Source organism: Trinickia dinghuensis, assembly GCF_003367175.1.
GTDB classification, from domain to species: Bacteria; Pseudomonadota; Gammaproteobacteria; order Burkholderiales; family Burkholderiaceae; genus Trinickia; species Trinickia dinghuensis.
On record NZ_QRGA01000001.1, the window covers coordinates 92,074 to 113,963 of the forward strand.

The 21,890-nt window shown below is 62.1% G+C and carries 16 protein-coding genes; 10 read left to right on the forward strand and 6 right to left on the reverse strand.

The features are described 5' to 3' along the window. Positions 1-650: 650 nt before the first annotated feature. On the forward strand, positions 651-3,080 hold the full coding sequence (locus tag DWV00_RS00385; RefSeq protein WP_115531570.1) for a putative bifunctional diguanylate cyclase/phosphodiesterase: 2,430 nt from the start codon (positions 651-653) through the stop codon (positions 3,078-3,080). On the opposite strand, the gene DWV00_RS00390 is transcribed toward DWV00_RS00385, so the two are convergent. Genes DWV00_RS00390 through DWV00_RS00400 form a run of 3 tightly spaced genes read right to left on the reverse strand, consistent with a single transcriptional unit; the run spans position 2,998 to position 6,048 of the window. After that, entirely contained in the window at positions 2,998-3,711 is a 714-nt protein-coding gene (locus DWV00_RS00390; protein WP_115531571.1) for a PqiC family protein, read from the reverse strand. The two genes, DWV00_RS00385 and DWV00_RS00390, sit on opposite strands and share 83 nt — an antisense overlap. Continuing rightward, positions 3,708-5,381: a PqiB family protein gene (locus tag DWV00_RS00395; RefSeq protein WP_115531572.1), complete on the reverse strand. Its 1,674-nt coding sequence runs from the start codon at positions 5,379-5,381 to the stop codon at positions 3,708-3,710. Before DWV00_RS00395 ends, DWV00_RS00390 begins: the two co-directional genes overlap by 4 nt. A gap of 4 nt (positions 5,382-5,385) precedes the next feature. Next, positions 5,386-6,048 carry a DUF3313 domain-containing protein gene (locus tag DWV00_RS00400; protein WP_115532183.1) on the reverse strand — a complete coding sequence of 221 codons (663 nt, stop codon included), beginning with the start codon at positions 6,046-6,048 and terminating at the stop codon, positions 5,386-5,388. Between the two features lie 244 nt (positions 6,049-6,292). On the opposite strand from DWV00_RS00400, the gene DWV00_RS00405 reads away from it, so the two are divergent. From DWV00_RS00405 to DWV00_RS00425, 5 genes are all read left to right on the forward strand, one after another. Then, positions 6,293-6,901 (forward strand): TetR/AcrR family transcriptional regulator, encoded by a 609-nt coding sequence (locus DWV00_RS00405; RefSeq protein ID WP_115531573.1) that lies wholly within the window; start codon positions 6,293-6,295, stop codon positions 6,899-6,901. 349 nt (positions 6,902-7,250) lie between these two features. After that, positions 7,251-7,775: a MarR family winged helix-turn-helix transcriptional regulator gene (locus tag DWV00_RS00410; RefSeq protein WP_115531574.1), complete on the forward strand. Its 525-nt coding sequence runs from the start codon at positions 7,251-7,253 to the stop codon at positions 7,773-7,775. A 286-nt stretch (positions 7,776-8,061) separates the two neighbouring features. Beyond that, positions 8,062-9,117, forward strand: a complete 1,056-nt coding sequence (locus DWV00_RS00415; protein ID WP_115531575.1) for an ABC transporter substrate-binding protein — start codon at positions 8,062-8,064, stop codon at positions 9,115-9,117. 94 nt (positions 9,118-9,211) lie between these two features. Continuing rightward, entirely contained in the window at positions 9,212-9,982 is a 771-nt protein-coding gene (locus tag DWV00_RS00420) for an NAD(P)-binding domain-containing protein (RefSeq protein WP_115531576.1), read from the forward strand. A gap of 96 nt (positions 9,983-10,078) precedes the next feature. After that, positions 10,079-11,566 (forward strand): FAD-dependent oxidoreductase, encoded by a 1,488-nt coding sequence (locus tag DWV00_RS00425; protein ID WP_115531577.1) that lies wholly within the window; start codon positions 10,079-10,081, stop codon positions 11,564-11,566. A gap of 141 nt (positions 11,567-11,707) precedes the next feature. Here DWV00_RS00425 and DWV00_RS00430 read toward each other — a convergent pair whose 3' ends face one another. Next, positions 11,708-12,655: a LysR family transcriptional regulator gene (locus DWV00_RS00430; RefSeq protein ID WP_115531578.1), complete on the reverse strand. Its 948-nt coding sequence runs from the start codon at positions 12,653-12,655 to the stop codon at positions 11,708-11,710. Positions 12,656-12,758: 103 nt separating this feature from the next. Here DWV00_RS00430 and aptA point away from each other — a divergent pair, with 103 nt between their 5' ends. Then, positions 12,759-14,123 (forward strand): omega-aminotransferase AptA, encoded by a 1,365-nt coding sequence (gene aptA / locus DWV00_RS00435; protein ID WP_115531579.1) that lies wholly within the window; start codon positions 12,759-12,761, stop codon positions 14,121-14,123. Positions 14,124-14,145: 22 nt separating this feature from the next. Here the strand turns inward: aptA and DWV00_RS33855 are convergent, their stop codons facing one another. Next, the gene (locus DWV00_RS33855) at positions 14,146-14,322 is read right to left on the reverse strand and encodes a hypothetical protein (RefSeq protein WP_181885301.1); all 177 of its coding nucleotides are present in this window, start codon (positions 14,320-14,322) and stop codon (positions 14,146-14,148) included. A 279-nt stretch (positions 14,323-14,601) separates the two neighbouring features. Here DWV00_RS33855 and DWV00_RS00440 point away from each other — a divergent pair, with 279 nt between their 5' ends. Then, on the forward strand, positions 14,602-16,161 hold the full coding sequence (locus DWV00_RS00440) for a methyl-accepting chemotaxis protein (protein ID WP_115532184.1): 1,560 nt from the start codon (positions 14,602-14,604) through the stop codon (positions 16,159-16,161). A gap of 122 nt (positions 16,162-16,283) precedes the next feature. Here DWV00_RS00440 and DWV00_RS00445 read toward each other — a convergent pair whose 3' ends face one another. Next, positions 16,284-17,309, reverse strand: coding sequence for a sugar-transfer associated ATP-grasp domain-containing protein (locus tag DWV00_RS00445; RefSeq protein WP_115531580.1), 1,026 nt, complete (start codon positions 17,307-17,309; stop codon positions 16,284-16,286). 336 nt (positions 17,310-17,645) lie between these two features. Between DWV00_RS00445 and DWV00_RS00450 the strand changes: the two genes are divergently transcribed. Both DWV00_RS00450 and DWV00_RS00455 read left to right on the forward strand, forming a co-directional pair. Continuing rightward, on the forward strand, positions 17,646-18,716 hold the full coding sequence (locus DWV00_RS00450; protein ID WP_181885302.1) for an efflux RND transporter periplasmic adaptor subunit: 1,071 nt from the start codon (positions 17,646-17,648) through the stop codon (positions 18,714-18,716). Between the two features lie 3 nt (positions 18,717-18,719). After that, positions 18,720-21,782 carry an efflux RND transporter permease subunit gene (locus DWV00_RS00455; RefSeq protein WP_115531582.1) on the forward strand — a complete coding sequence of 1,021 codons (3,063 nt, stop codon included), beginning with the start codon at positions 18,720-18,722 and terminating at the stop codon, positions 21,780-21,782. Positions 21,783-21,890: the final 108 nt, after the last annotated feature.

The following is a 21,890-nucleotide window of genomic DNA, read 5'->3' on the forward strand; positions in this document are numbered from 1 at the left end:
AGGCGCGAGCACGGCGAACCATTCGTAGAATGGCCGTCGATGCAAAACAGTCTTACCTTTTACCCATGGCCGATGCGCGGCCATGCCGCACGCGACGAACGCCACGCGTGCGACGAGAAGATGCCTCGACGTGGGAATGATGGTTTTGCGCAGTGCGGATCGGTTCGAACCTCCGTGGCCCAAAGCAGCTCACAGGCGGTGAGGCGAGTCGATCGACGGGTAAGGCCATGCCGAACGTTTTGAGTCATTGGATTCATGTTTCCACGCACGCCTATTACGAGTACACGTTCGTGCCGTGGTTGAACCGGAGCATCTTTCGCAGGACGGTCGATCTGAGCAACATTTGCATTCAGTGACGAGCGCCGGCGCTTCGGAAAAGAGGCCCGCCCTCGGCTTTCCCTTCCTTCCCCTTCCCCCGCCATGCCTGCGGCACGGCATCGTTTCAGCGCCACCGGGATAACGAGGCGCTGAAACTCCCATCAGCCGAGAACCTCCACTACCGCACTGAAGTTTTCGCGGCTCGCACCGATAACCAATAAGGAGACCCAAGCGCGGCCCCGCGCTCGGCGGTCTGGAACCGTATCCAGCCGACCGGCGCCGGCGTAAAGCGTGCTACTTCATTTTCGTATATTCCGCCGCAATACTATTCGATGATACCGGCTCTCTATACCGGCCTCGCGCGCACCGTTGGGCGGTGGCGGCAGCACTACCTCGGCATCGACCGTCGACTTCCCATCACGACCTTGATGGTGGTCGCCGGGCTGGCTATGCTCGCATCCGGGGTCGGATACACCGTCACATGGCGCGCGCACTCGAACGCGCAACGCATCCACGCCCTCCGAACCCGCAACGACATCGACAACCTGCAGGCCCTGTATCTGAGCGCCAACGCCGACTTCCTGGAAGGACTCGGCACCGCCCGCGTGGCATCGTACGCATGGCCGGTGCCGCGCGTCGGAGCGGCAGTCCGATGCTTCCGCCGGCTGCAGGCAAAGTACGCGAACGATCCCGAAGGCACGGCCGCCATCCAACTGCTGCGGGACGAAACCGCGCGCTGGTCATGGCAGCTCGCGCAAATCGCCGTCAACGCCCGCCTTGCCGGCGGCCGCGCCTCCGTCGACAGCGTCAAACTCCTCGAAGCGAACCGATTGCTCGCGCAGATCGCCACTCAACTGGACGACCGCCGTCAGGTGCAGACCGAAATATTGCGGTCCGAATCCGACAGCGCCAACCAGCACATGGCGATCGAAGGCATCGTGCTCGCGCTGACCGGGATGGCCGCGTGCGTGCTGCTCGGCTACGCGTTTCTCGCCCACTACCGGGCAGGGCTTGCGCGGCAGCGGGTGCATCTGATCGAGGCCGAGAACGAACGCCGGTTCCGCGAGTACTTCGACAATCACCCGCTGCCGATGCTGATCTTCGATATCGACACGCTCGAGATCATCACGGCGAATCTCGCCGCCGAACCGCAGTACGGCTACAGCCGCAACGAGCTTTGCGCGCGGGACATGCCCTCGCTCTATGCGCCGGCCGACGTGCCGGCATTCCTGCATGACCTGCGCAGCCTGCGCGAAGCCGGCACCCTTAGCGGGGCCGCCGGCGTGTGCCGGCATCGGCGCGACAACGGCAGCACGCTCTACGTGGATCTGTCGTATCACCTGCTCACCTACGCGCGGCGCGAAGCGTGCTTCATCACCGCGATCGACGTCACGGAAAAGATCGAAGCGCGCAAGCGGCTGCTCGCGCAGGCTCGACGCGACGATCTGACCGGCCTGCCGAACCGCGTGACCCTACACGAGCTGGTCGATCAGGCGATCAGAGACCAGCGCGAGTTCGCGCTGCTGTTCATGGACATCGATCACTTCAAGGACGTCAACGACAGCCTGGGGCACGGCGCCGGAGACCGGCTGCTGCGCGAAGCCGCGCAGCGCCTTTCGCGCTGCGTCAGCGCGGGAGGGACGGTCACACGCTATGGCGGCGACGAGTTCGTGGCGATGTTGACGCGCCCCCATCAAGACGGACGGCTCACCGCCTTGCTCGGGCACATCGGTCATGCCTTCGAGACCCCCGTGCAAATCGACGACATGCAGCTGCGCGTCCAGATGAGTATCGGCGTCGTGTGCTACCCCGAGGACGGGGCCGACGCCGAGGCCTTGCTGAAGCACGCGGACCTCGCGATGTATCAAGTCAAGACGCGCGGACGCAACGGCGTCGAGCGCTTCAAGCAGACCCTGGCATCGGCGGCCGATCAACGCATCGCGCTGTCGCGGCGATTGCGCGACGCCGTGGAGCACCATGCCTTCGAACTCGCATACCAGCCGCAAGTCGACGTGCGAAGCCACCGCGTGAGCGGCGTCGAGGCGCTGATCCGCTGGCGGGATCCGGAGTTCGGCTCGGTCAGTCCCGCCACCTTCATCCCGATTGCCGAGGAAAACGGCATGATCGGGCCGATGGGCGAATGGGTGCTGCGCACCGCCTGCGCGCAAGCAAGACAGTGGGAGCGAGATCTTCCCGGCATGCGGATGTCGGTCAACGTGTCGCCGCGCCAGCTCGCGCGCCCCGATTTCGCCGACACGGTACGCCGCGCGCTCGCCTCGTCCGAGCTTGCCCCGAACCTGCTCGAACTGGAGATCACCGAAGGCGCCCTCGTCGCGCCGGGCGCGCTGCCGACGCTGCGCGCACTGGGCGAGATCGGCGTCTCGATCGCGATCGACGATTTCGGCACGGGCTACTCGAGCCTGTCGTACCTGCGCACCTTCCATGCGGACCGGCTCAAGATCGACATGTCGTTCGTGCGCGGCATCGGTGCGAGCCGGGCGGACGAAGCGATCATCCGGGCGATCCTGGCGCTCGCGCGCAGCTTGGGCTTTCAGATCGTGGCGGAAGGCGTCGAACGGGGAGATCAGTTGGCATTCCTAACCCAATACGGCTGCCCGGTCGTGCAAGGCTTCCTGTTCTCCGCGGCGTTGCCGGCCGAGCAAATTCCGCGCTGCGTCGCTAATCTGTCGAAGCTATCGCTGGAGCATGCTCGGCACTCGAACAAGACCGCTGCGCCGGAGCAGACTTCTCGAGCGATATGACATCGGCGCCGATGATGTCGGCCAGTTCCAGAATCGCCGCTTGCTGGGCCTGCACAACGCTGCCGTAGTCCCGCGCCGCGACCGGTGCTTGCAGTTGCGTCACGCAGCTTAGGCCCCCTGCCTTGCGATCGGATAAGCGGGCTTTCCAGCCGGCCGTGAGCTGCACGCGGCTCCCGGGCCAGACATCGAGCTGCCGAATCTCCACCTCGATCGTCGCGACCGGCTTGTTGTAATTCGAATTGGAACTGAAACCGGAATCGGCATTGATATCGGACGGCGACGACGTATCGCCCAGACCGTCCACATCGCCCACATCGTCCGTATCCAAGCGAGACGCCAGCCTCCTGGAGAGCGCGGCCCTGATCTCGTTCCCGAGCGGAGACGCCCAACGTTCGTCGTCCACGAACTCGACCTCCGTTTGACCCGTTCTGATCGCGAGGTACGCTTGATCCAGACTTGGCGGCATGCGGACCGGCATCACGTCGATCGCGAAATCGGCGCGAGTTCGAGCGGCATGCTCGAATGGCTGCGACGAAGCCAGCGTGTGGTAGTGAACCGGCGACGCGCCGCATCCCGCGAACAGGGCCGCGCACGCTAGGCACGTGACGGCGAATAAAGCGTTTCGTTTCATTTCGACGGTTCCCGCGAAGACGGTCCGTGTAGGTCATAGGAAGACGGCAAGTCCGGGCTCGGCTTCAAACCTCGAACGAGCGCTTCAGGGTGTCGGCTCAGAAGATCAGTCAACGTTCGCAGCGAGCGGGCGGAGTCGCTCAATTGATCCAGCGTCCGCATCAGCCTCTGCTGCAGCGGCCCATCGCTCGAAACGGCGTTTTGCGCCTGCTCGAATGTCGACTGCGCCTGCGCAAGCGTCTTGGTCGCTTGCGGCAACACCGCATGGTTCACTTGCGCGATTGTTTGGTCGAGGTTCACGAGGGTGGTGTCCAAGTGCTGTCCGATCTGCGCCAACGGCATCTTGTCGAGCTTGCCCAAGATCGATGCCACCTGGTCTTCGATGTGATCGAAACCGCCCGAGGTCGTCGGAATCCACACGGGCCGGCGAGATGCATCGAAGCGCACCGGTGCCGCGTTGGGCACGAAGTCGAGCGACACGTAGAGCTGCCCCGTCAGGAGATTGCCGGTGCGAGCCTGAGCGCGCAGGCCGTTCGCGACGAGCACGCCGAGAAACGCCGCGGCTTGTTCGTCGACCGTCCCGCGCGCCTTCGGTAGCGTTTGCAGTACGTTGCCCATCGCCGACGGAAACACGTCCGCCATCACGACCGTCGGAAAGCGATGCGTCGCCGGGTCGTAGGCCAACGAGACCGAGGCAACGCTGCCCACCTCGACACCGGCAAAATAAACAGGCGCGCCCAGCGACAGCCCGCGCAGCGACTCGGCGAAGCGCAATTCGAAGCGCAGCGACGGCCCTTTAGGCGGATTCATCGCCGTCTGCCGATCGTTCGCCAGAACGTAATGCACCTGCTGCGAAGAGGTTGACGCGGCATCGCTCGCCGGGTTGGCAAAGGCGATGCCTCCCGCGACGACGGTGGCAAGCGATTGCGTATTGACCTTGATCCCCGTCGCGCCCAGTGCGATGTCGACGCCGCTCGCATTCCAAAAGCGCGTATCGGGGGTGACGAAGCGGTCATAGGGTGCGTCGACGAACACTTGCAACGTCACGCCTTTGCCGTCGTCGTCGAGCGCGTAGGATGCAATGCGCCCCACCTGAACACGCCGGAAATAAACGGGTGAATTCACGTCGAGCGAACCGAGATCCTCGGCGTGCAGCACGAAGGTATGGCCCGGCGTGCCGTTGATCACGGTGGGCGGCGTTTCCAGACCGATGAACGTTCGCTCGGATTCCCGTCCGGCACCTCTGTCGGCGGCGATGTACGCGCCGGAAAGAATCGTATCGACGCCCGACAGCCCGCCCACGCCCAGGCGCGGACGCACGACCCAAAATCGCGTGCCCGCCGTGGCGAGGGTTTTCGCGTTGCTAGACAGCGCGACGTCAGCCACGACACCTGCGCCGTCCTCCGTGAGTTCGACCGACGATACCTTGCCGACGACGACGTCCTTGTACTTGACGAGCGTCTTTCCGGCAATCATCCCCTCGGCCGTTCGAAAGCGAATCGTGATCTCCGGGCCCTTCGCCGCCCATGCGTGAAAGAGCAGCCACAGACCGACGGCGGCCGCGATCGCGGGAACGAGCCAGACCGGCGATACACTCCATCGGCGCTCGTCGAAGACGGGCTCGAGGATCGGCCGGGCGGTGGGATCGCCTTGCGGGTCGGTCTGCGTCATCGCATCACTGAAGCCGCGCCAAGAGCGCGTCGGCGCCCTTGTCGATACCCGTGCGGGCGGCGCCTAGCGAGCCGAAGCTCGCCGCGAGGTTCATCGCATTCGGATACTGCTTCGACACATAGGCGTTCAGCAGTTGTCCGCTCGCGCTGTCATAGACCTCCACGGCGAAGCTGACCGAGCCGCCGAACGCGCTCTTGCCGCCGGCGGCCGCTGCCACGCCGTTATAGACGTTGCCCCCGATGTCGAAGTGAACGAACTGGCCGAGAAAGGGCGTCGTCGTCTCGGCGCCGGTCAGGATCAGTTTGACGCGCAGCGTACCGCGCCCCGGTTGGTTCGAGGCGGCGAAGCGTTTTCCAAGCCGCTCGGCGAACGTCTTTTGCATGTCGTTCGCCAAGTCGAGCTTGTCCTCGTCCTTCATATCGCCGAATTGGTTGTCGCTCCCCCGATAGATCTCGACCGGGTCGACGATGACGCCCGTATAGCTGCGCCAATTGACTTGGCGCGAGTACGTGTACGGGATGCGGCCCGTCTTGTCGTCGACGTTCGTCTGCAAGTAGGACGCGGACGCAATGCCGGAGTACGCCACCGGCTTCTCGCTCGCGCAGCCCGTAAAGGCCGACACCGCGGCGCACATCATGAAAAAACCGACCTTCTTGTTCAGGTACATCGCGCTCTCCTTCAAATCGTTTCGTTCCGAGCCCGAGCAATCGGTCAGGATCGCCAAGCCCCAGCGGGAGGCCGAAAAGTATCACGGTCAAGCGACCATGTAAACCGTCCAGACGGTTTGTAAGTTGACACTGAGATGACATAAAATGCGGCGGCGCCGCTTGCGCCGCGACACCATGGGGCAGGAAAGCCGAAACACCGTATGCGATGATGCCGATCGTCGCACCGATCACTTTTTATCGACAATGGACAACCAAACCCGCTCGGAGCTCACACGCAACAAGGCCATCGAAGCCGCGCTCGTCATCCTCGAGCGCGACGGTGTGAGCGGCCTGACCTTCGATGCGCTGGCGCGCGAAAGCGGCGTCAGCAAAGGCGGCCTGCTGCATCAGTTCCGAACCAAGAATGGGGTGCTGGACGCGTTGGCCGAATATCAAAGCCAGCACTTCGAACGGGTTGCCCGGGACTATCTGGCCAAGGAAGGCGCATCGAAAACGGAGCCGACGGTCGCGTCCCGAATCGCGATTTATCGCGAATCGGCCAACCAGCCGCACTCGGTGGCCCGGGCCGTCCTGGCTACGCTCATTGCGAACCCGAACCCGGAACTGCTCGAAAAATTTCGGGCGCAGGATGCGCAAGCGCTGAAGCAGGTCGAAGAGGAGTCACCCGACCTTGACCTTGCGCTGATTCGATCGCTCGCCGCCAGCGGGCTCGCCTTTGCGACGCTGCTCGGGATCTCGTCGCTGACGCGCAAGGATCGGGACCGGTTGTACGCCCGACTGCTCGACGAGCAGGCTTGGGAAGGCGTGGCGGCCAAGCCGGCCAAGAAGAAGCGCACGAACACCCAAAGCTAGCACTAGCATCGAAACTGGAGCTGAGCGCCGCACCTGCGCGGCTCGATTCCTCCCATGCTTACTCTCCGGCGGATAGCACGCCCCTGCCGATCCGCCATCTCCCCGATGGCGATACGCTCGGTTCCATCGCTCCCAAAGACACCTACCTCCTCCCCAAGGGCCGTCCGGCCTTACCCCACTCGTTCAGAACACCGGGCGTGAGCGCCCTTCTCGTGGGTGGGGGTAAACACCGTTTGTTGGCCAGTTGACAGTTGGTTCCACCCGGGACTAGTCTAAATTCAACGATTAGTTCCAAATGGTACTAAATGAGTTGACTGCCTGATAGTACAGACGAAGAAAGGGATACCGCATGGAAAACAACTCAAAGGTGGTCAAGGCAGCAAGGATTGCGGAGCGGGATGCGGCATCGCGGCCGGCCGACGACGACGTCTTCGATCGGATCGTGAGGCAGGGGCCACTTACCGACATGTGGCGCCTGACACTATGGGGGAACTTCTATTGCGAACCGATTTTCGCTGAACTAGCAGAGAATTTCGATGTTACGCGCGATGAGTTCAACGTACTCTATTCGCTCGCGTCCTGCGGTTCGTTGCTCGCAAAAAACGTCTGTGAAGTGACCGGACGGCCGAAGAATAGTATTAGCCGAGCGGTCAACAGTCTCGTCGAGCGAAAAATGATCAAAAGAAAGACCAACGCTTACGATCGCCGCGAAAGTCCGCTGGTTCTCAACGAAAGCGGCCTGCGACTTTACGAGCGGGTGTTGCCGGTCGCTGTTGCCCGCCAAACCCTGATGCTAAAGGCGTTGAACGACAAGGATAGACGCGAGTTGGACAGGATCCTCGAGAAGTTGATGAGCGCCAAACACGAATGGTGAAGAATTGCCGGCCGATGACAAGCTGACAACTGCCAGGAAGCGATTGCCTGAATGGGAAGTAGTGGCGTGACATCGGCGCGACACCGCTGCCTCGAACTTGAATTGAAGCCTCAATTTATTTTCAGCGTTGCTCGCCGATGTGAGCACGCATGAACGGATATCGCTGCCGAACGCTCCTCCTGGAACCTTCGCGAAATCAGATCTATCGAGTATCTAGCTTCAATTTCACAAAAGCACATCCAGTTAGCAATTTTCACTTTTGGTTGGACACGTCAAGGGGAATTAGATGAAGCGAATCATGTTGTCGTGTGCGCTCCTCTGCGCGGCACAGATGGGATATGCCAAGAGTCTTACCGTGGTGTCTTGGGGTGGCTCCTATGAAGACTCACAGGTAGCGACCACGATCAGTCCCTTCCAGAAGGCAAGCGGGATCAACGTGAAGGTCGACAACTACAGCGGCGGTGTCGCACAGGTGCGTGCCCAGGTTGAAACCAAGAACGTGACCTGGGACGTGGTGGACATGCAGTTATCCGACGCAATACGTGCGTGCGACGAGGGCCTGCTCGAAAAAATCAATCCCGCGGACTTGGCTCCAGCAAAAGACGGAACGCCCGCAGCAAAAGACTACATGGCGAAGGGCCTCAACAGCTGCATGGCCGGTAACGAAATCTGGTCGCTCGTGGTTGTCTACAACAAGAGCAAGTTCAAAGGGAGCCAGCCGAAGACCATTGCAGACTTCTTCGATTTGAAGCGTTTCCCCGGTAAGCGGGCGATGCACAAATCTCCCGAAGGGGCGCTTGAGTGGGCATTGATGGCAGACGGCGTGCCGCGAGCGGACGTCTACAAAACCCTATCGACGCCGCAAGGCGTAGATAGGGCGTTCAAGAAGCTGGACACGATCAAGAGTTCGATCGTCTGGTGGGAAACCGGAGCACAGGCTCCGCAATTGCTGGCTGACGGAGAAGTCACCATGGCCGCCGCATACAATTCGCGAATCTACGACGCGATAGTTAAAGACAAGCAGCCGTTTGCCTTTATGTGGGATGGTCAGCTCAGGTATCTCGAGGGCTACGTGATTGTCAAAGGAACCCCGCACCTCGAAGAAGCGCGTCAGTTCGTCCGATTTGCGACGAAGCCGGATATCTTGGCCAATCTTGTGTCGGCAGTGGCATTCGGTCCTCTGCGCGAATCCGCGGTGCCGTTGGTCAGTGACACGGCAAAGCCGTATCTGCCGACCGCTCCGGACAACGCAAAGACCGCGCTAGATGTGGACTTCGATTGGTGGGCGGACCACAGCGACGACCTCAATCAGCGTTTTGCGACGTGGCTGGCGCGCAACTAGTCGTCATCGAGCGGTACCACCTGAATGAGTTCTGCTCGGCGAAGACGCCGAGCAGCAGCCTTCTTCGTTATACCCAGATGGGAGAGGCATTGCGATGCTCAAACTCGGCGTGCTTGGCGTAGGTGACCTGACCGAAAAGATGGTTCGCGGGCTATATCGTCACGGAAGCGAGTTGCACGTGCTTCTTTCCCCCAGGAATCACGAGAGAGGCGGAATGCTTTCAAGAGACCTCGCTTGCGTGATGATGGAAACGAATCAGGCCGTGGCTGATGAGGCGGACGTCATCATCATCGGCGTAAGGCCCACCCATCTTCTGGATCTCGCACAAGAAGTCAAGCTACGGCCCGACCAGCCACTCATTTCTGTCGTCATGGGTGTGTCGCTGGCCGAATTGCAGAAGCTATTCGGAACCAGGGACTGTTGCCGGGCCATGTTGTCCGCTGCATCCGAGATCAATCACTCGACCGTCGTGTTCTTTCCTGCCGAATCGATAGCAGCGCAACTGCTTGCACCGTTGGGGAATGTCATTCCTTTGGTCACGGAGCGCGAGTTCGAGCTGGCAACGGTGGCGGCGTGCATGAACGGCTGGTTCTACTTTCTTGCTGATGAACTGCAGCAATGGTTCGTACAGCAAGGTCTATCAGCACAACGTGCGAAAGATCTGACGCTGAGTAGTGTCGAAGATTGCGTGGCCTACTCCCGTTACAAGATGTCCGCTACGCCCAGACAAATTGGTGAATCGATCGCCATACCAGGGACATTCACAGCCGAAGGGTTGGAGGTCCTACACAGGCTCGGCGCCAACGTGGCCTGGAGGGCGGCAAGCGATCATGTATTCAGGCTTCTAATGTCAAAGCAGGGTTGAAGTGCCGGCATATGCGAAAAATGGCCTGATGCTTCGGCGGTTCAATAGGTTGAGAAAGGACTGCGATTTTGCAACTGTTTTGAGGAAAGGTTTTACATGACGCGCTCGCTTTTGCATTCCCTCGCCCGAGAAATGTGGGATGTCGTGGTAGTTGGCGCTGGCGCAGTGGGTTGCGCCGCTGCGCGTGAACTGGCCGGGCGGGGGTTCAAGACCCTGCTGGTGGACCGCGGTGATATCGGTACGGGTACCTCGTCACGCTCCAGCCGAATGCTTTATTCTGGCGTAGGCTACATGGCGCCCGGCTTCCCGTTATGGCAAATTCCATTCCGCCCTGTTGAGATGATGCGGCGGTTCCTCTACGCTCGCAATATCATGCACTGTCGTGCTGAGTTGGTTGCCGATCTGCCGCACAGACTCACCAAACACCGCTTTCACTATCCGTTTCGGGAGGGGGACCGTTATCCTCATTGGCTCGTAGGCTTCGGATTTCATTTGATGGAGACCGTCGCCAGCCGCAACGTACCCCTGGCATATCGAAAGATTTCTCCTATGCAGGCTGCCAACGAAAGCGAACTGGTCGCGTGCTTGGGCGGTCCCCTGTCCAGCGTTGGAGTGTTCGAGGAATACATGTATGCGTGGCCTGAGCGCATTTGTGTCGATACAGCCTTGGATGCGGAACAACGCGGAGCCACGATTCGCACTTATTCGACGGTGACTGCAATCGAAAGGCGAAACTCGGTCTGGGAAGTAACGCTGGATGAACAGGCCCCCGAATTGGATGGCCGGGCCATCGTCAAAGCCCGGACGGTTGTGAATGCCGCAGGTCCGTGGGTTGACCGAGTGTCCGGAGGCGGCGGCAGTGAAGGGAAGCGCGTGATAGGGAAGAAAGGCGTGAACGTGATGGTGCGCCTGCCCGATGCCTGGCGCGGTCAGGGACTCGAAGCATTTTCCAGCAAAGGCGAAACATTCTATGTGTTCCCATGGGGCGATTTTCACTTTATCGGGCCGACCGAAACCGTCGTCAGCGAGAACCCGGATGATGTCCGTGTGCTCGAATCCGAAATCGACTACATCCTCGGCGAAGCCAATCTGCTATTCCCTGAGCTCAGGCTGACCCGTAGGGATGTTCAGCATTGCTGGTGCGGCGTGCGCCCCATGTCGACACTCGACGGCCAAACGGTCAGCCTCCCCGTGCGTGCAATCACAGACCCGAAAACACCGGGCCTCGTAACGGTTACGGGCTCATACATCATGATGCACCGCCACGCCGGCCGTCTGGCCGCGAAGTCGGTCGAGACATTTCTCGGTGCGCGTGGGAAGCGGCCCAAAGGAATGCTGTATCGGTCGGGTGGTTCGGCCGAGGCCAAAGATCTTGAAAGGATTCTGAGGGAGGAACACGTTGTGCGCCTGGCCGATTTCATTCGCCGCCGGCTGCCCGACGGTTTAGATCCTTCATTGGGCCTTGACCGCGCTGAAGCTCTGTCCCGCATTGCCGCTCGGGTTCTGGGATGGTCCGAATCGCGCCGGCAGGACGAGCTTCAGCATTTTTTGAAGGACACCGCTACGGTCTATCAACGCTTGTAAATTTCCCCGGCGTCGGCGACGTTGGCTGACGCGCACGACTCGACGCGCTTTCGCCGGTATTTAATATTCTCGTAGCTTCAGCGGCGGTTCCTCGACTACATGAAGCAGAACATGCTGGAGTCGATGGCGATTCCGTAACCGCTAAACCGATCGCCCCTCCGCATGCGCCGCCTCGAGGCAAGCCTGAAACAGCAGCGCCGCGCGTGACGGACGAGGCGAACGGCGCGTCAGCCCCACGTAACTGCACTCATAGTGGAAGCGCTTCGGCGCAACCGCGCGCATCAATCCCTTCTGCTGAAAGCTCTCGGCGTAATGGTCGGGCAGAAAGCCCAAGAACCGCCCCGACAACACCAAGGTCGCAATCGCTTCCTGATCGAACGCCGTGGCATGGCGCGTGAGCTTGGCGCGGTGCGTCATTTCCATATTCGGCGAATGAAAGCCAAGCCCGGCAAACGCATGCTTGCGGATCGCCGCCCAAGTCAAGCGCGTGTGCGGCGCGTCGTAAAGCGGATGCTGCGCGCCGCAGTAAAGCAGCATCTGCTCGTCGAATAGGTTCGTATAAGCGAGGCTCTTGGACGTGCGATGCGCCGGAATGATGCCGACGTGATAGCTGCCGTCGATGACCCCGCGCTCGACTTCGTTGATCGACGCGACATGGAAGTTCAAAGCGACGTCCGGCGCATCGTCCGCGAATTGCCGGATCGCATCGCCAATCCGTGCCCGCGGATTCGTGGCGGTCTTGTCGAACACCGCAATGTGCAGCTCGCCCCCCATCCGGTCATGGATGCCGTCGATCCGGCTGCGAAAGGCCTCGATCGACGAGAGCAGCACGAGCGTCTCCTCGTACACCGTCTTGCCCTCCGGCGTCAGCGTGAACCCTGCCCGGCCGCGCCGGCACAGCACGAGACCGAGACGCGTTTCCAGATCCTTCACGTGCCGGCTGATCGTCGAGATGCCGATGTTCAGATCGAGCTCCGCCGCCGCCATGCCGCCGCATTGCACAACGGCCTTGAACACCCGCAGCAGCCGCAGATCCATGTCGCTGAGCTGTCCGAGCAGCGCGCGGCTCTTCGCCTTTTTTACTTGCATGAACTGGAAAGTAAAGATTGATATTGCGATATCGAAGAGACTAATCGGCTGGCTAACAATACGCAACATACTGACTCAGGAGGGGCGCGGCGCGCCGACCGACATGACCGATTTGACCGACATCAAGCACGCACAGCAGCACGCGGAAGGCGTTCGCACCGACGCGGCATGGCTCGATGCCCATTGGATGCCGTTCACCGCGAACCGCCAGTTCAAGGCCGATCCGCGCATCATCGTCGGGGCCAAGGACGCCTACTACACCGATGCCGACGGCCGGAAGATCTTTGACGGCCTGTCGGGGCTCTGGTGCTGCGGCCTCGGCCACGGCCGCACCGAAATCACGGAGGCGATCAGCCGCCAGGCGGCGCAGCTCGACTACGCGCCGGCGTTCCAGTTCGGCCACCCGAAGTCGTTCGAACTCGCCAACAAGATCAAGGCGCTGACGCCCGAGGGGCTCGACTACGTCTTCTTCACGGGCTCGGGCTCCGAGTCGGCCGACACGTCGCTCAAAATGGCCCGCGCCTATTGGCGCGCCAAGGGCAAGGGAACGAAAACGCGCCTGATCGGCCGCGAGAAGGGCTACCACGGTGTCAACTTCGGCGGCATTTCGGTGGGCGGCATCGGCCCGAACCGCAAGCTGTTCGGGCAAGGCATCGACGCCGATTTCCTGCCTCACACGCAACTCGCGCAAAACAAGTTCTCGCGCGGCTTGCCCGAGCAGGGCGCCGAATTGGCGGACCGCCTGCTCGATCTCATTGCGCTGCACGATGCCTCGAACATCGCGGCCGTCATCGTCGAACCGTTCTCCGGCTCGGCGGGCGTGGTCGTCCCGCCGAAGGGCTATCTGCAGCGCCTGCGCGATATTTGCACCGCGCACGACATCCTGCTGATCTTCGACGAAGTGATCACGGGCTTCGGCCGCACGGGTGCCATGACCGGTGCGGAATTCTTCGGTGTCACGCCCGACATCATGAATTTCGCGAAACAAGTCACGAATGGCGCGCAACCGCTGGGCACGGTCGTAGCGAAGAAGGAAATCTACGATACGTTCATGGCCGCCGGCGGGCCCGAGTACCTAGTCGAATTCCCGCACGGCTATACGTACTCGGCACATCCGGTGGCATGCGCGGCCGGCGTGGCGGCGCTCGATCTGCTCGAGAAGGAGGCCGGCGTGAGCCGCGTGCGGGACCTGGCGCCTCATTTCGAAGCCGCGGTGCACGGGCTCAAGGGCCAGCGCCATATCGCCGACATCCGCAACTGCGGCCTGGCGGCAGGCATCACGATCGAACACAAGCCGGGCGAGCCCGCGCTGCGCCCGTTCCAGATCGCGATGAGCTGCTGGAAGAAGGGCTTTTACGTGCGCTTCGGCGGCGACACGATCCAACTCGCGCCGCCGTTCATCACCGAGCGGCATGAAATCGACAACCTCGTCAACGCGCTGTCCGATGCGCTGAACGAAGTCGATTGACGCCCATCGTCTCGGGCGACGATCAGGCGCGGTCCAGCACCACGGCGATCGCGCCGATCATCAGAATCCCGTTCAGGCCGGGCAGATAGATCCGGCCGGCGGTGCTCGAGTGCGCGTGCGGCGCCTCGCCCGGCCAAACACCGCACCGCACCCAGCGCGACGAAGCCCAGCAGAAGCGCCGCATGTTCGCATTTTGCATGCAAACTTATCAACGACAGATACCCGAAGCTTTACGGCGGTGCCGACCGCACCTCAGCTCTGATATCCCATCATCAGACAAAGCATAGGGTTTACCATGATCTCATCTCTACTTCCTTCCCGGCTCGCTGTGCGTTAAAGTTTTGCATTCAAAATTCAATAATATTAATTACTGCATTCGCTCAATTACTGCATTCGCTCGCCGTTAACTCGATAACCATCGACGCAGCCAATGCAGCGGCACCATGCCGCCTGCCCAACGGTCTACGGGGACCTTTTTATGTTGAAGAAGTTGTCGATTCGGGCATCGCTCACATCGTTCGTCCTGTTCTTTGCTTTCGTTTTGCTTGTCGGTGCCGCGGCGGGACTGCTGTCGCTGCGTGCGAGCAATGCATCGCTCGAGCAGATGTATCAGGTGGACACGCCCGCGGTCGCGGATCTGGAGGGCAGCGCGGAACAATTGCTGCGCTTGCGCCTCGCATTGGCGACCTATGCCTCGCTGACCGATTTGAACGATACGAGCGGAGCCGCTGCCGTTATGACGCGCTTCGACAATTACCTGAAGAAATCCAACGATCTCATCACGCATTACGTCAGCATCGTCGGCGACAACGAGGATGCGAAGCGCCTGCTCGATCAAATGAACGAGAAGCGCGATGAGTTACTGCGCCAAGGCATCGAGCCGGCAAAGGCCGCATTGAAGTCCGGCGATAAAAACGCGTTCGCGGAACTGCAGTCGCACAAGCTTCCCTCGCTCTTCAACGGCTACGAAAAGGCCATGCTCGCGCTGGAGAAGCTGCACGTCGACGATGGCGCGCAGCGCTACACCGAGGCCGAGCATCGCTTCACGGCCGTCGCGATCGCCGTGGCGGCCGGGATGGCCTTCGCACTCTTGATGTCGTGGCTCGCGCGCGTGGCATTGATGCGTGCGATCGTGCATCCCGTGAACGAGGCGATCGTGCAGTTCGAGCGCATTGCAGGCGGCGATTTGACGAAACGCGTCGACGTCACGAGCACCAACGAAATGGGGCAGCTCGCCGCCGCCTTGCGCAAAATGCAAGATGCCTTGATCGCGACGGTCGACGGCGTGCGCCGAGGCACGTCGGCAATCGATACGGGCGTCAGCGAGATTGCCGCCGGCAATACCGACCTCTCGCAACGTACCGAAGAGCAAGCGGCGTCGCTGCAGGAAACGGCGGCGAGCATGGAGCAACTGACGTCGACGGTCAAACAGACGACCGACAACGTCAAGCATGCGAGCACGCTCGCGCACGGCGCATCGGGACTCGCGACCGAAGGTGGCGAACTCAATCGGCAGGTTGTCGATACGATGCAGCGGATCGTCGGCGATTCGCGGCGCGTCGGCGAAATCGTCGGCGTCATCGAAGGCATCGCGTTTCAAACGAACATTCTCGCGCTGAACGCGGCCGTCGAAGCGGCGCGTGCCGGCGAACAAGGCCGGGGTTTCGCCGTGGTGGCGTCCGAAGTGCGTTCGCTCGCCCAGCGCAGCGCGGCGGCGGCCAAGGAGATCAAAGGCCTCATCGACGAATCGACGGTGCGCATCGAATCGGGCGCGCAGCTCGTCGAGCGCTCGGGCACGACGATGACCGAGATCGTCGATTCGATCTCACGCGTGAGTTCGATCATGAGCGAAATCGCTCAAGCGGCCGACGAGCAGACCACGGGGATCGACCAGGTCAATCGCGCGGTCGCGCAGATGGATCAGGTCACGCAGCAGAACGCGGCACTCGTCGAGCAAGCGGCCGCCGCGGCCGGGTCGCTGGAGGAGCAGGCTCGCAGGTTGTCGGAGGCGGTGGCGGTATTCAAGACGCTGTCGTGACGTCGCTGTCATTGTTGCTGTCGCTGTGGGTGTCCTAAGCGATCATCGAATAGGCGATCGAAGAAGCCCCACCGCCACCGCCCCCGGCCGGGCGGTTCCGGCTCACAAGGGCTCAATAAGGCTCACAAAACTCGGCTGGCCTCGGGCATGCGCGAAGTTGCCGCTGCGGGTCGAAGGGCCGCTTTGACCGCCAATCTTTCCCATCCCAAGTCGGCGAAGCACGGGCCTTGCGTCGCTTCGCTGAACTTGATGTCGTTGTGCATCCCGTTCCACTCCATCAGCTCGACGCGGCCGTCGTCGGCGATCGCCAGGTCCCACCCCACGCAGCGAGCGAACGGCACCTTTCTGTGATGCTCGAGCACCGTCGCGAGGCAAGCGGCGAACGCCGGGACCGTGACGCCCGCGAATCGAATCTTCGTATCCGGATGTTCGCGAACGACGGTCCAATCGGTCAGATAGCCGCCTTCGGCCAGCTCCCCTGTCGCGCAATCGACGGGAATCCGAACATTCGTACCCGATTTAACGTGTGTATCGGTATCGCGTCCAAGACGCAGATAGCAAGCGCGGACCGAAATGACGCCTTCGTCGTTCACGACCGTCGTCAATCGCAGTGTCGCGACCGAGCGAGGTGCAAAGCGGCCTAGTGCCTCGTGCTGAACGATCTTCGTTTGAAACACGCCATTGCCGAGGGCCTTGATCCTCTCTACATCGAAGTTGTTTCGGTCGAAAAAGAAGATGCCCTTACCTTGGAACGATTCGTCGACCTTGAAGACGACAGCATCGCACCGATCGAACAAGCGGCTAACAACCGAATCGGGCGAGATGACCGTGTCGTCCGGCGTGAAGAACAGCCCGTTCGCGAAGTAGGCAACGTCGGGGAACGCGTCGCTATTGAAAATCGCATGCTGCAGCGACTTCAAATTCGACGCCCGTCCATAGCCGCCCTTGAGCTTCGGCACGACGATCCGGGCGTAGTAATTGTCCGGGATCCACCCTTCCTTGAAGCACCCGGCGATCGCCGTGTAGACGTACAGCCAGGGCGCGTAGCACGCGTGCCCGAGTACCTCGCGGGCGTACTCGTCGGCACGATCGAGGTCCACGCGATTCGTCTTGCCTAACGATCTTTCGAGCGTCTTATGAATGGACATGGCTTGCGCGCGGTGATAACGGTGAAGCTGCCAATCCGCCGCTCGACGCAGGATATTTTTTGCAAAAGACTCCGTATCTATCTTCACGACACCCTCCCTTTCTCGTGCCGCCGTGGCGGTTTCTTATGGTGCTTTCGAGTGTAGCGCGCGTAAAGATAAGGAGAACTAAAGAGCTGCGTTGGAAGAGGCTCGATGGCGCAAAAAGTGCGTATTTTGGCCGACAGTCCAGACGGGGAAAACACCATGGATAACGCTCGCCGCTTCCTTAAGGTTGCGTTAACGTTCGAACGTTTACGCTGGCCGGCTGGACATCGATCACCGCCGTCAAAGGCCGACATGCCTTATCGACATCGCCGACGCCTCGTAGCCGCCATCGCCACGCTACCCTGGCTGATTTGCGCGTTCGCGCAGCCCGCCCATGCCGATGGCGCGAGTGGCCCTGCTCGCGCGGCGTCGACGGTCGCCGCGAAGCAGCAGACGCTTTCGGTGCAGTTCTCCGCCTACGGTCAGGTCGAGCCCACCTCGATCGTCAACGTAAGCGTCGTCGATTCGGGCACGGTGAGCGATCTGCACGTGCTGCCCGGCAGCGTCGTCTCGGCAGGCCAAGTACTCGCACGCTTGAGCGGTCCGCAGATGCACTCGCTGCTGACTCAACGCGAGACCACGCTGCAAAGCGCGCAAGCCCGTCTCGAAGCGGCCACGAATGCACTGGCTGCCGCGCGCAGCCAGCTCGCCACCCATTTGACGACGCAGCAGGCCGTCGACGCAGCCGCAAGCGAACTCGCCGCCGCGAACGCCAGCGTACAGACCGCTCAGGCGCAGTTGGCGGAGACACACGATCTAGGCGTGGTCAAAGCGCCTATCGCGGGCACCGTCGTGGCCGTGCAGGCTGCCGACGGCGAACAAGCTCACGCGGGGCAAGCGCTGCTGACGATCCAGCCTCGTGGCCCGCTGTGGGTCCGCGCGAAGTACTACGGCGACGATACGCCGGCGCTTCGTATCGGCATGACGGGACGTTTTGCACCGGCCGGAAGCAGCGCCCCCATCCCCGTCAAAGTCGCGACGATCGCACCCGCCCTCGGCACGGACGGCGGTTTGCAAGTCGGCTTGATCGCAACATCGGACGCGCATTGGATCAGCGGACAATGGGGCACCGTCACGCTCGACGGCCCGTCGACGCCGTTCGTGATGGTGCCGACCGCCTCGCTGATCCTCGATCGCGGCCAATGGTGGGTGCTCGTGCATACGCCCAAGGGCGACGAGCCGAGGCTCGTCGTTCCAGGCCCGGCGCGCGGATGGCAAACGGGCATCGTCTCCGGACTGCAACCGGGCGAGCAGGTCGTCGCGCAAGACGCCTTCCTCGAATATCACCGCGGCATCGCTCAGACCTACCAACCACCCGACTAACGCATGGACCGCAATGTCTCCGTCCCGCGCGTATTGCGGCGTCCGGTGCTTTGGATACTTCTCCTAGGCGCCGTGCTGCTCTACGCCGCGTATGCGTTCGTCCGAACGCCGGTCGAGGTGCTGCCGCAATTCGACTTCCCTCAAATCAGCGTCACGGCGCACCTGCCCGGCACAACCGCCACCGAACTCGAACGGCTCGTCGTCAATCCCCTCGAGAGCCAGATTCTGACGCTCACTAACATCGGCAGCGTGCGCTCGGTCATGGGCAACGGCACGGTCGAGATCGACGTCCGCTTCCGCGAAGGCAGCAACGCGCAGATCGACCTGCAGGCCGTCAACGGCGCGGTCGATCGCGCGCGCACCGATCTGCCCGCGCAGGTCGATCCGGTGGCGCAGATCATGGGCAACGCGATCAACGAAGTGGCGGACTACAGCGCTCGAATTCCCGCCGCCGTTGCGCCCGCCGAGGTGCAGCGCGCCGTGACGGCGAATATCGCTCCGGCACTCCGTGCGATCCCCGGCGTGCAATTCGTCCATGTTTTCGGCGCGGGTGACGAAGCGCTTTGGATCCAACCGGACCTCGGCGCGATGCAGCGCTATGGTGTACCGGTTACAGCGCTCGCGGAGGCCGTCAAGGCGCAGGTTCTGCTCGAGCCGGCCGGATTCGTCACGCTGGGCCATAACGACGTACTGATCGAAGCGCGCAACCTTCCCGTGCATATCGCGCAGCTCGAGCAAATTCCAGTGGCCACGCCGAACGGCCCCGTCCCGCTCCGCGCGCTCGCGAAAATCGTGCGCTCGGCGATGCCCACGCACAACGCGGTCGCGCTCGACGGACGCCCGAGCGTCGCGCTGACCGTCATCAAGCAGCCGGGCGCGTCCACGCTCGACGTCACGCGCGCCGTGCAAGCAACGCTCAACGCAAGCCAGGCGCAGCTACCGTCAGGCGTGCGCTGGGTACAGACATACAGTCAGGGGCACCTCGTCAGCATCGTGGGCGCCGACCTCGGGCGCAACCTGCTGATCGGCGCGGTGCTCGCCGTGCTCGTGCTGTTCTGGGTGCTAGGCGCGGGACGCGGAATCGTGACGCTCGCGCTGAGCATCCCGCTTTCGCTCGCGCTCGGGATCGCAGGGCTGCATGTGTTCGGACAGGACCTGAACCTGATGACACTCGGCGCGCTGACGGTCGCGGTCGGCCTGCTCGCCGACGACGCGATCATCGTGCTCGAAAGCATCTATCACCGCTGGGAGAGCGGGGACGCGCATTGGGCAGGCGTGTGGAACGGGCTGAAAACCATCGCCATTCCCGACATCACGGGCACGCTCACGAACATCGCGATCTACGTGCCGCTGGTGTTCGTCGGCGGGTTGGTCGGACTCTTCTTCATTCCGTTTTCGCTCGCCATGATCCTGGCGCTGCTGGCGTCGCTGATCGTCTCGCTTACGCTGACACCGCTCGGCCTCGGCTTTCTGAACGCGAAGCCGGCTTCCGGCACGCGCAGCGGACACCGCGCGCTGGAGCATCTGCGCGGATGGAACGACAAGCTCTTCGATTGGGTATCGCGCGCGCCGCGCATGAGTCTGGCCATCACGTTCGCGGTCTTGATCCTGAGCCTTGCCGGCCTCGTCCTCGTCCCGATCAACTTTCTGCCGCTGCCGAACGAAGGCGTGCTCCTCGAATCGTTCACGCTGCCGCCCGGCAGTTCGCTGCTCGACGCGCGGCAGGCCGTCGGCACGATTACGCAGCGTTTGCTGCGGGACGGTTCCGTCGCGCACGTGTACGCTCGAATCGGATCGTCCGAATCGACGTCGTACACCGAGCCGGCCTATGCCGGCGAAATCGAAGTCGTGCTCAAGTCCGGCGTCAGCGTCAACGCGCTCGACGCGATCGGCGAGCGCATTCAGCAAGAATCCAAGCTGCCGGGCGTGCAGTTCGCGGTGGATACGCCCACGATCGAACGCGTCGGCGAAAGCTTGTCCGGCTTGCCGCAACCGTTCGTGATCCATGTGTTCGGGAGCAGCGTCGCCGAATTGCGAACACTGTCCGAGCAGATCGCGGCCCGGCTGCGACGCATTTCGGCGCTGAGCGACGTCTTCAACAACGACGGCTATCCCGTCACGCAATTGCAGATCGCACCCGATGCTCAAGCGCTCGGTGTCGACGGCATGACACCGGCGTCGCTCTATGCGCAACTCAACGCGCTCGTGAACGGAGAGGTGGTCACGCGCGTGCCCGAAGGCAACGTCCCGCTCAGTCTTTATTTGCGCCTTGCGGACGCATCGCAGCAAAGCGTCGCGCAGCTCGATGCCCTCCCGATACGGACCCCGTCCGGCTGGACACCGCTCTCGCAGCTCGCGCGCATTACACTGGTCAGCACGCCTAATCAAATGGAGCACGTCGCGGGAGCGCGCGCGCTAGACATCCTCGCCACACCCAATGGGGCACTCGGCAGCACCGATGCGGCCGCGCGAGCGGCGTTGTCCGACCTGCATTTGCCAGCAGGCTATCGGATCGAATTCGGCGGCTTGGCCGCGGAAATCGAACGTGCGGCGCTCGGCCTGGCCTTGGCGACGCTCGCCGCCTTCGCCATCATGATCGGCATTTTGCTGCTGCAATTCGACGGATTCCTGATTCCCGCCATCCTGCTGCTCGAGATTCCCCTCGCGCTGACGGGCGGCACGGTCGCGCTCGTCATCAGCGGCGTGGGCCTGAACGCGACGGGGATGATCGGGTTCCTCACGCTGATCGGCATCGGTCTGAGCCACAGCATCGTGCTGCTCGACCGTGTGCGGCACAACGAAGCGGCAGGGATGGCGGTCGAAGATGCGGTACGCGAAGCCATTCATGTACGCTTCCGGCCGATCGTGTTGACCGCCGTCACAGCGATGCTCGGGATGCTGCCTACCGCGCTTGGACTCGGCCAAGGCGCGGCGCCCGAACAAGGGCTCGCGGTCGTGATTTTCGGCGGCGTGGTCTGGAGCGCCGTGCGCAGCACGAACTTAATTCCCGCTCTCTATCTGCACTGGCGGCGCCGGCAGCTCGCACGCATCGCGCAGCAGAGATAGAAGTCGAGGAAGCGATCGGGGCAAGCGCGGTCGCGGCCACGGTAACGGCGCAGAGCAGACAGGGAACATCCGAGGCATCATAAGCATTGCCTCACTGCAAGGAGAACC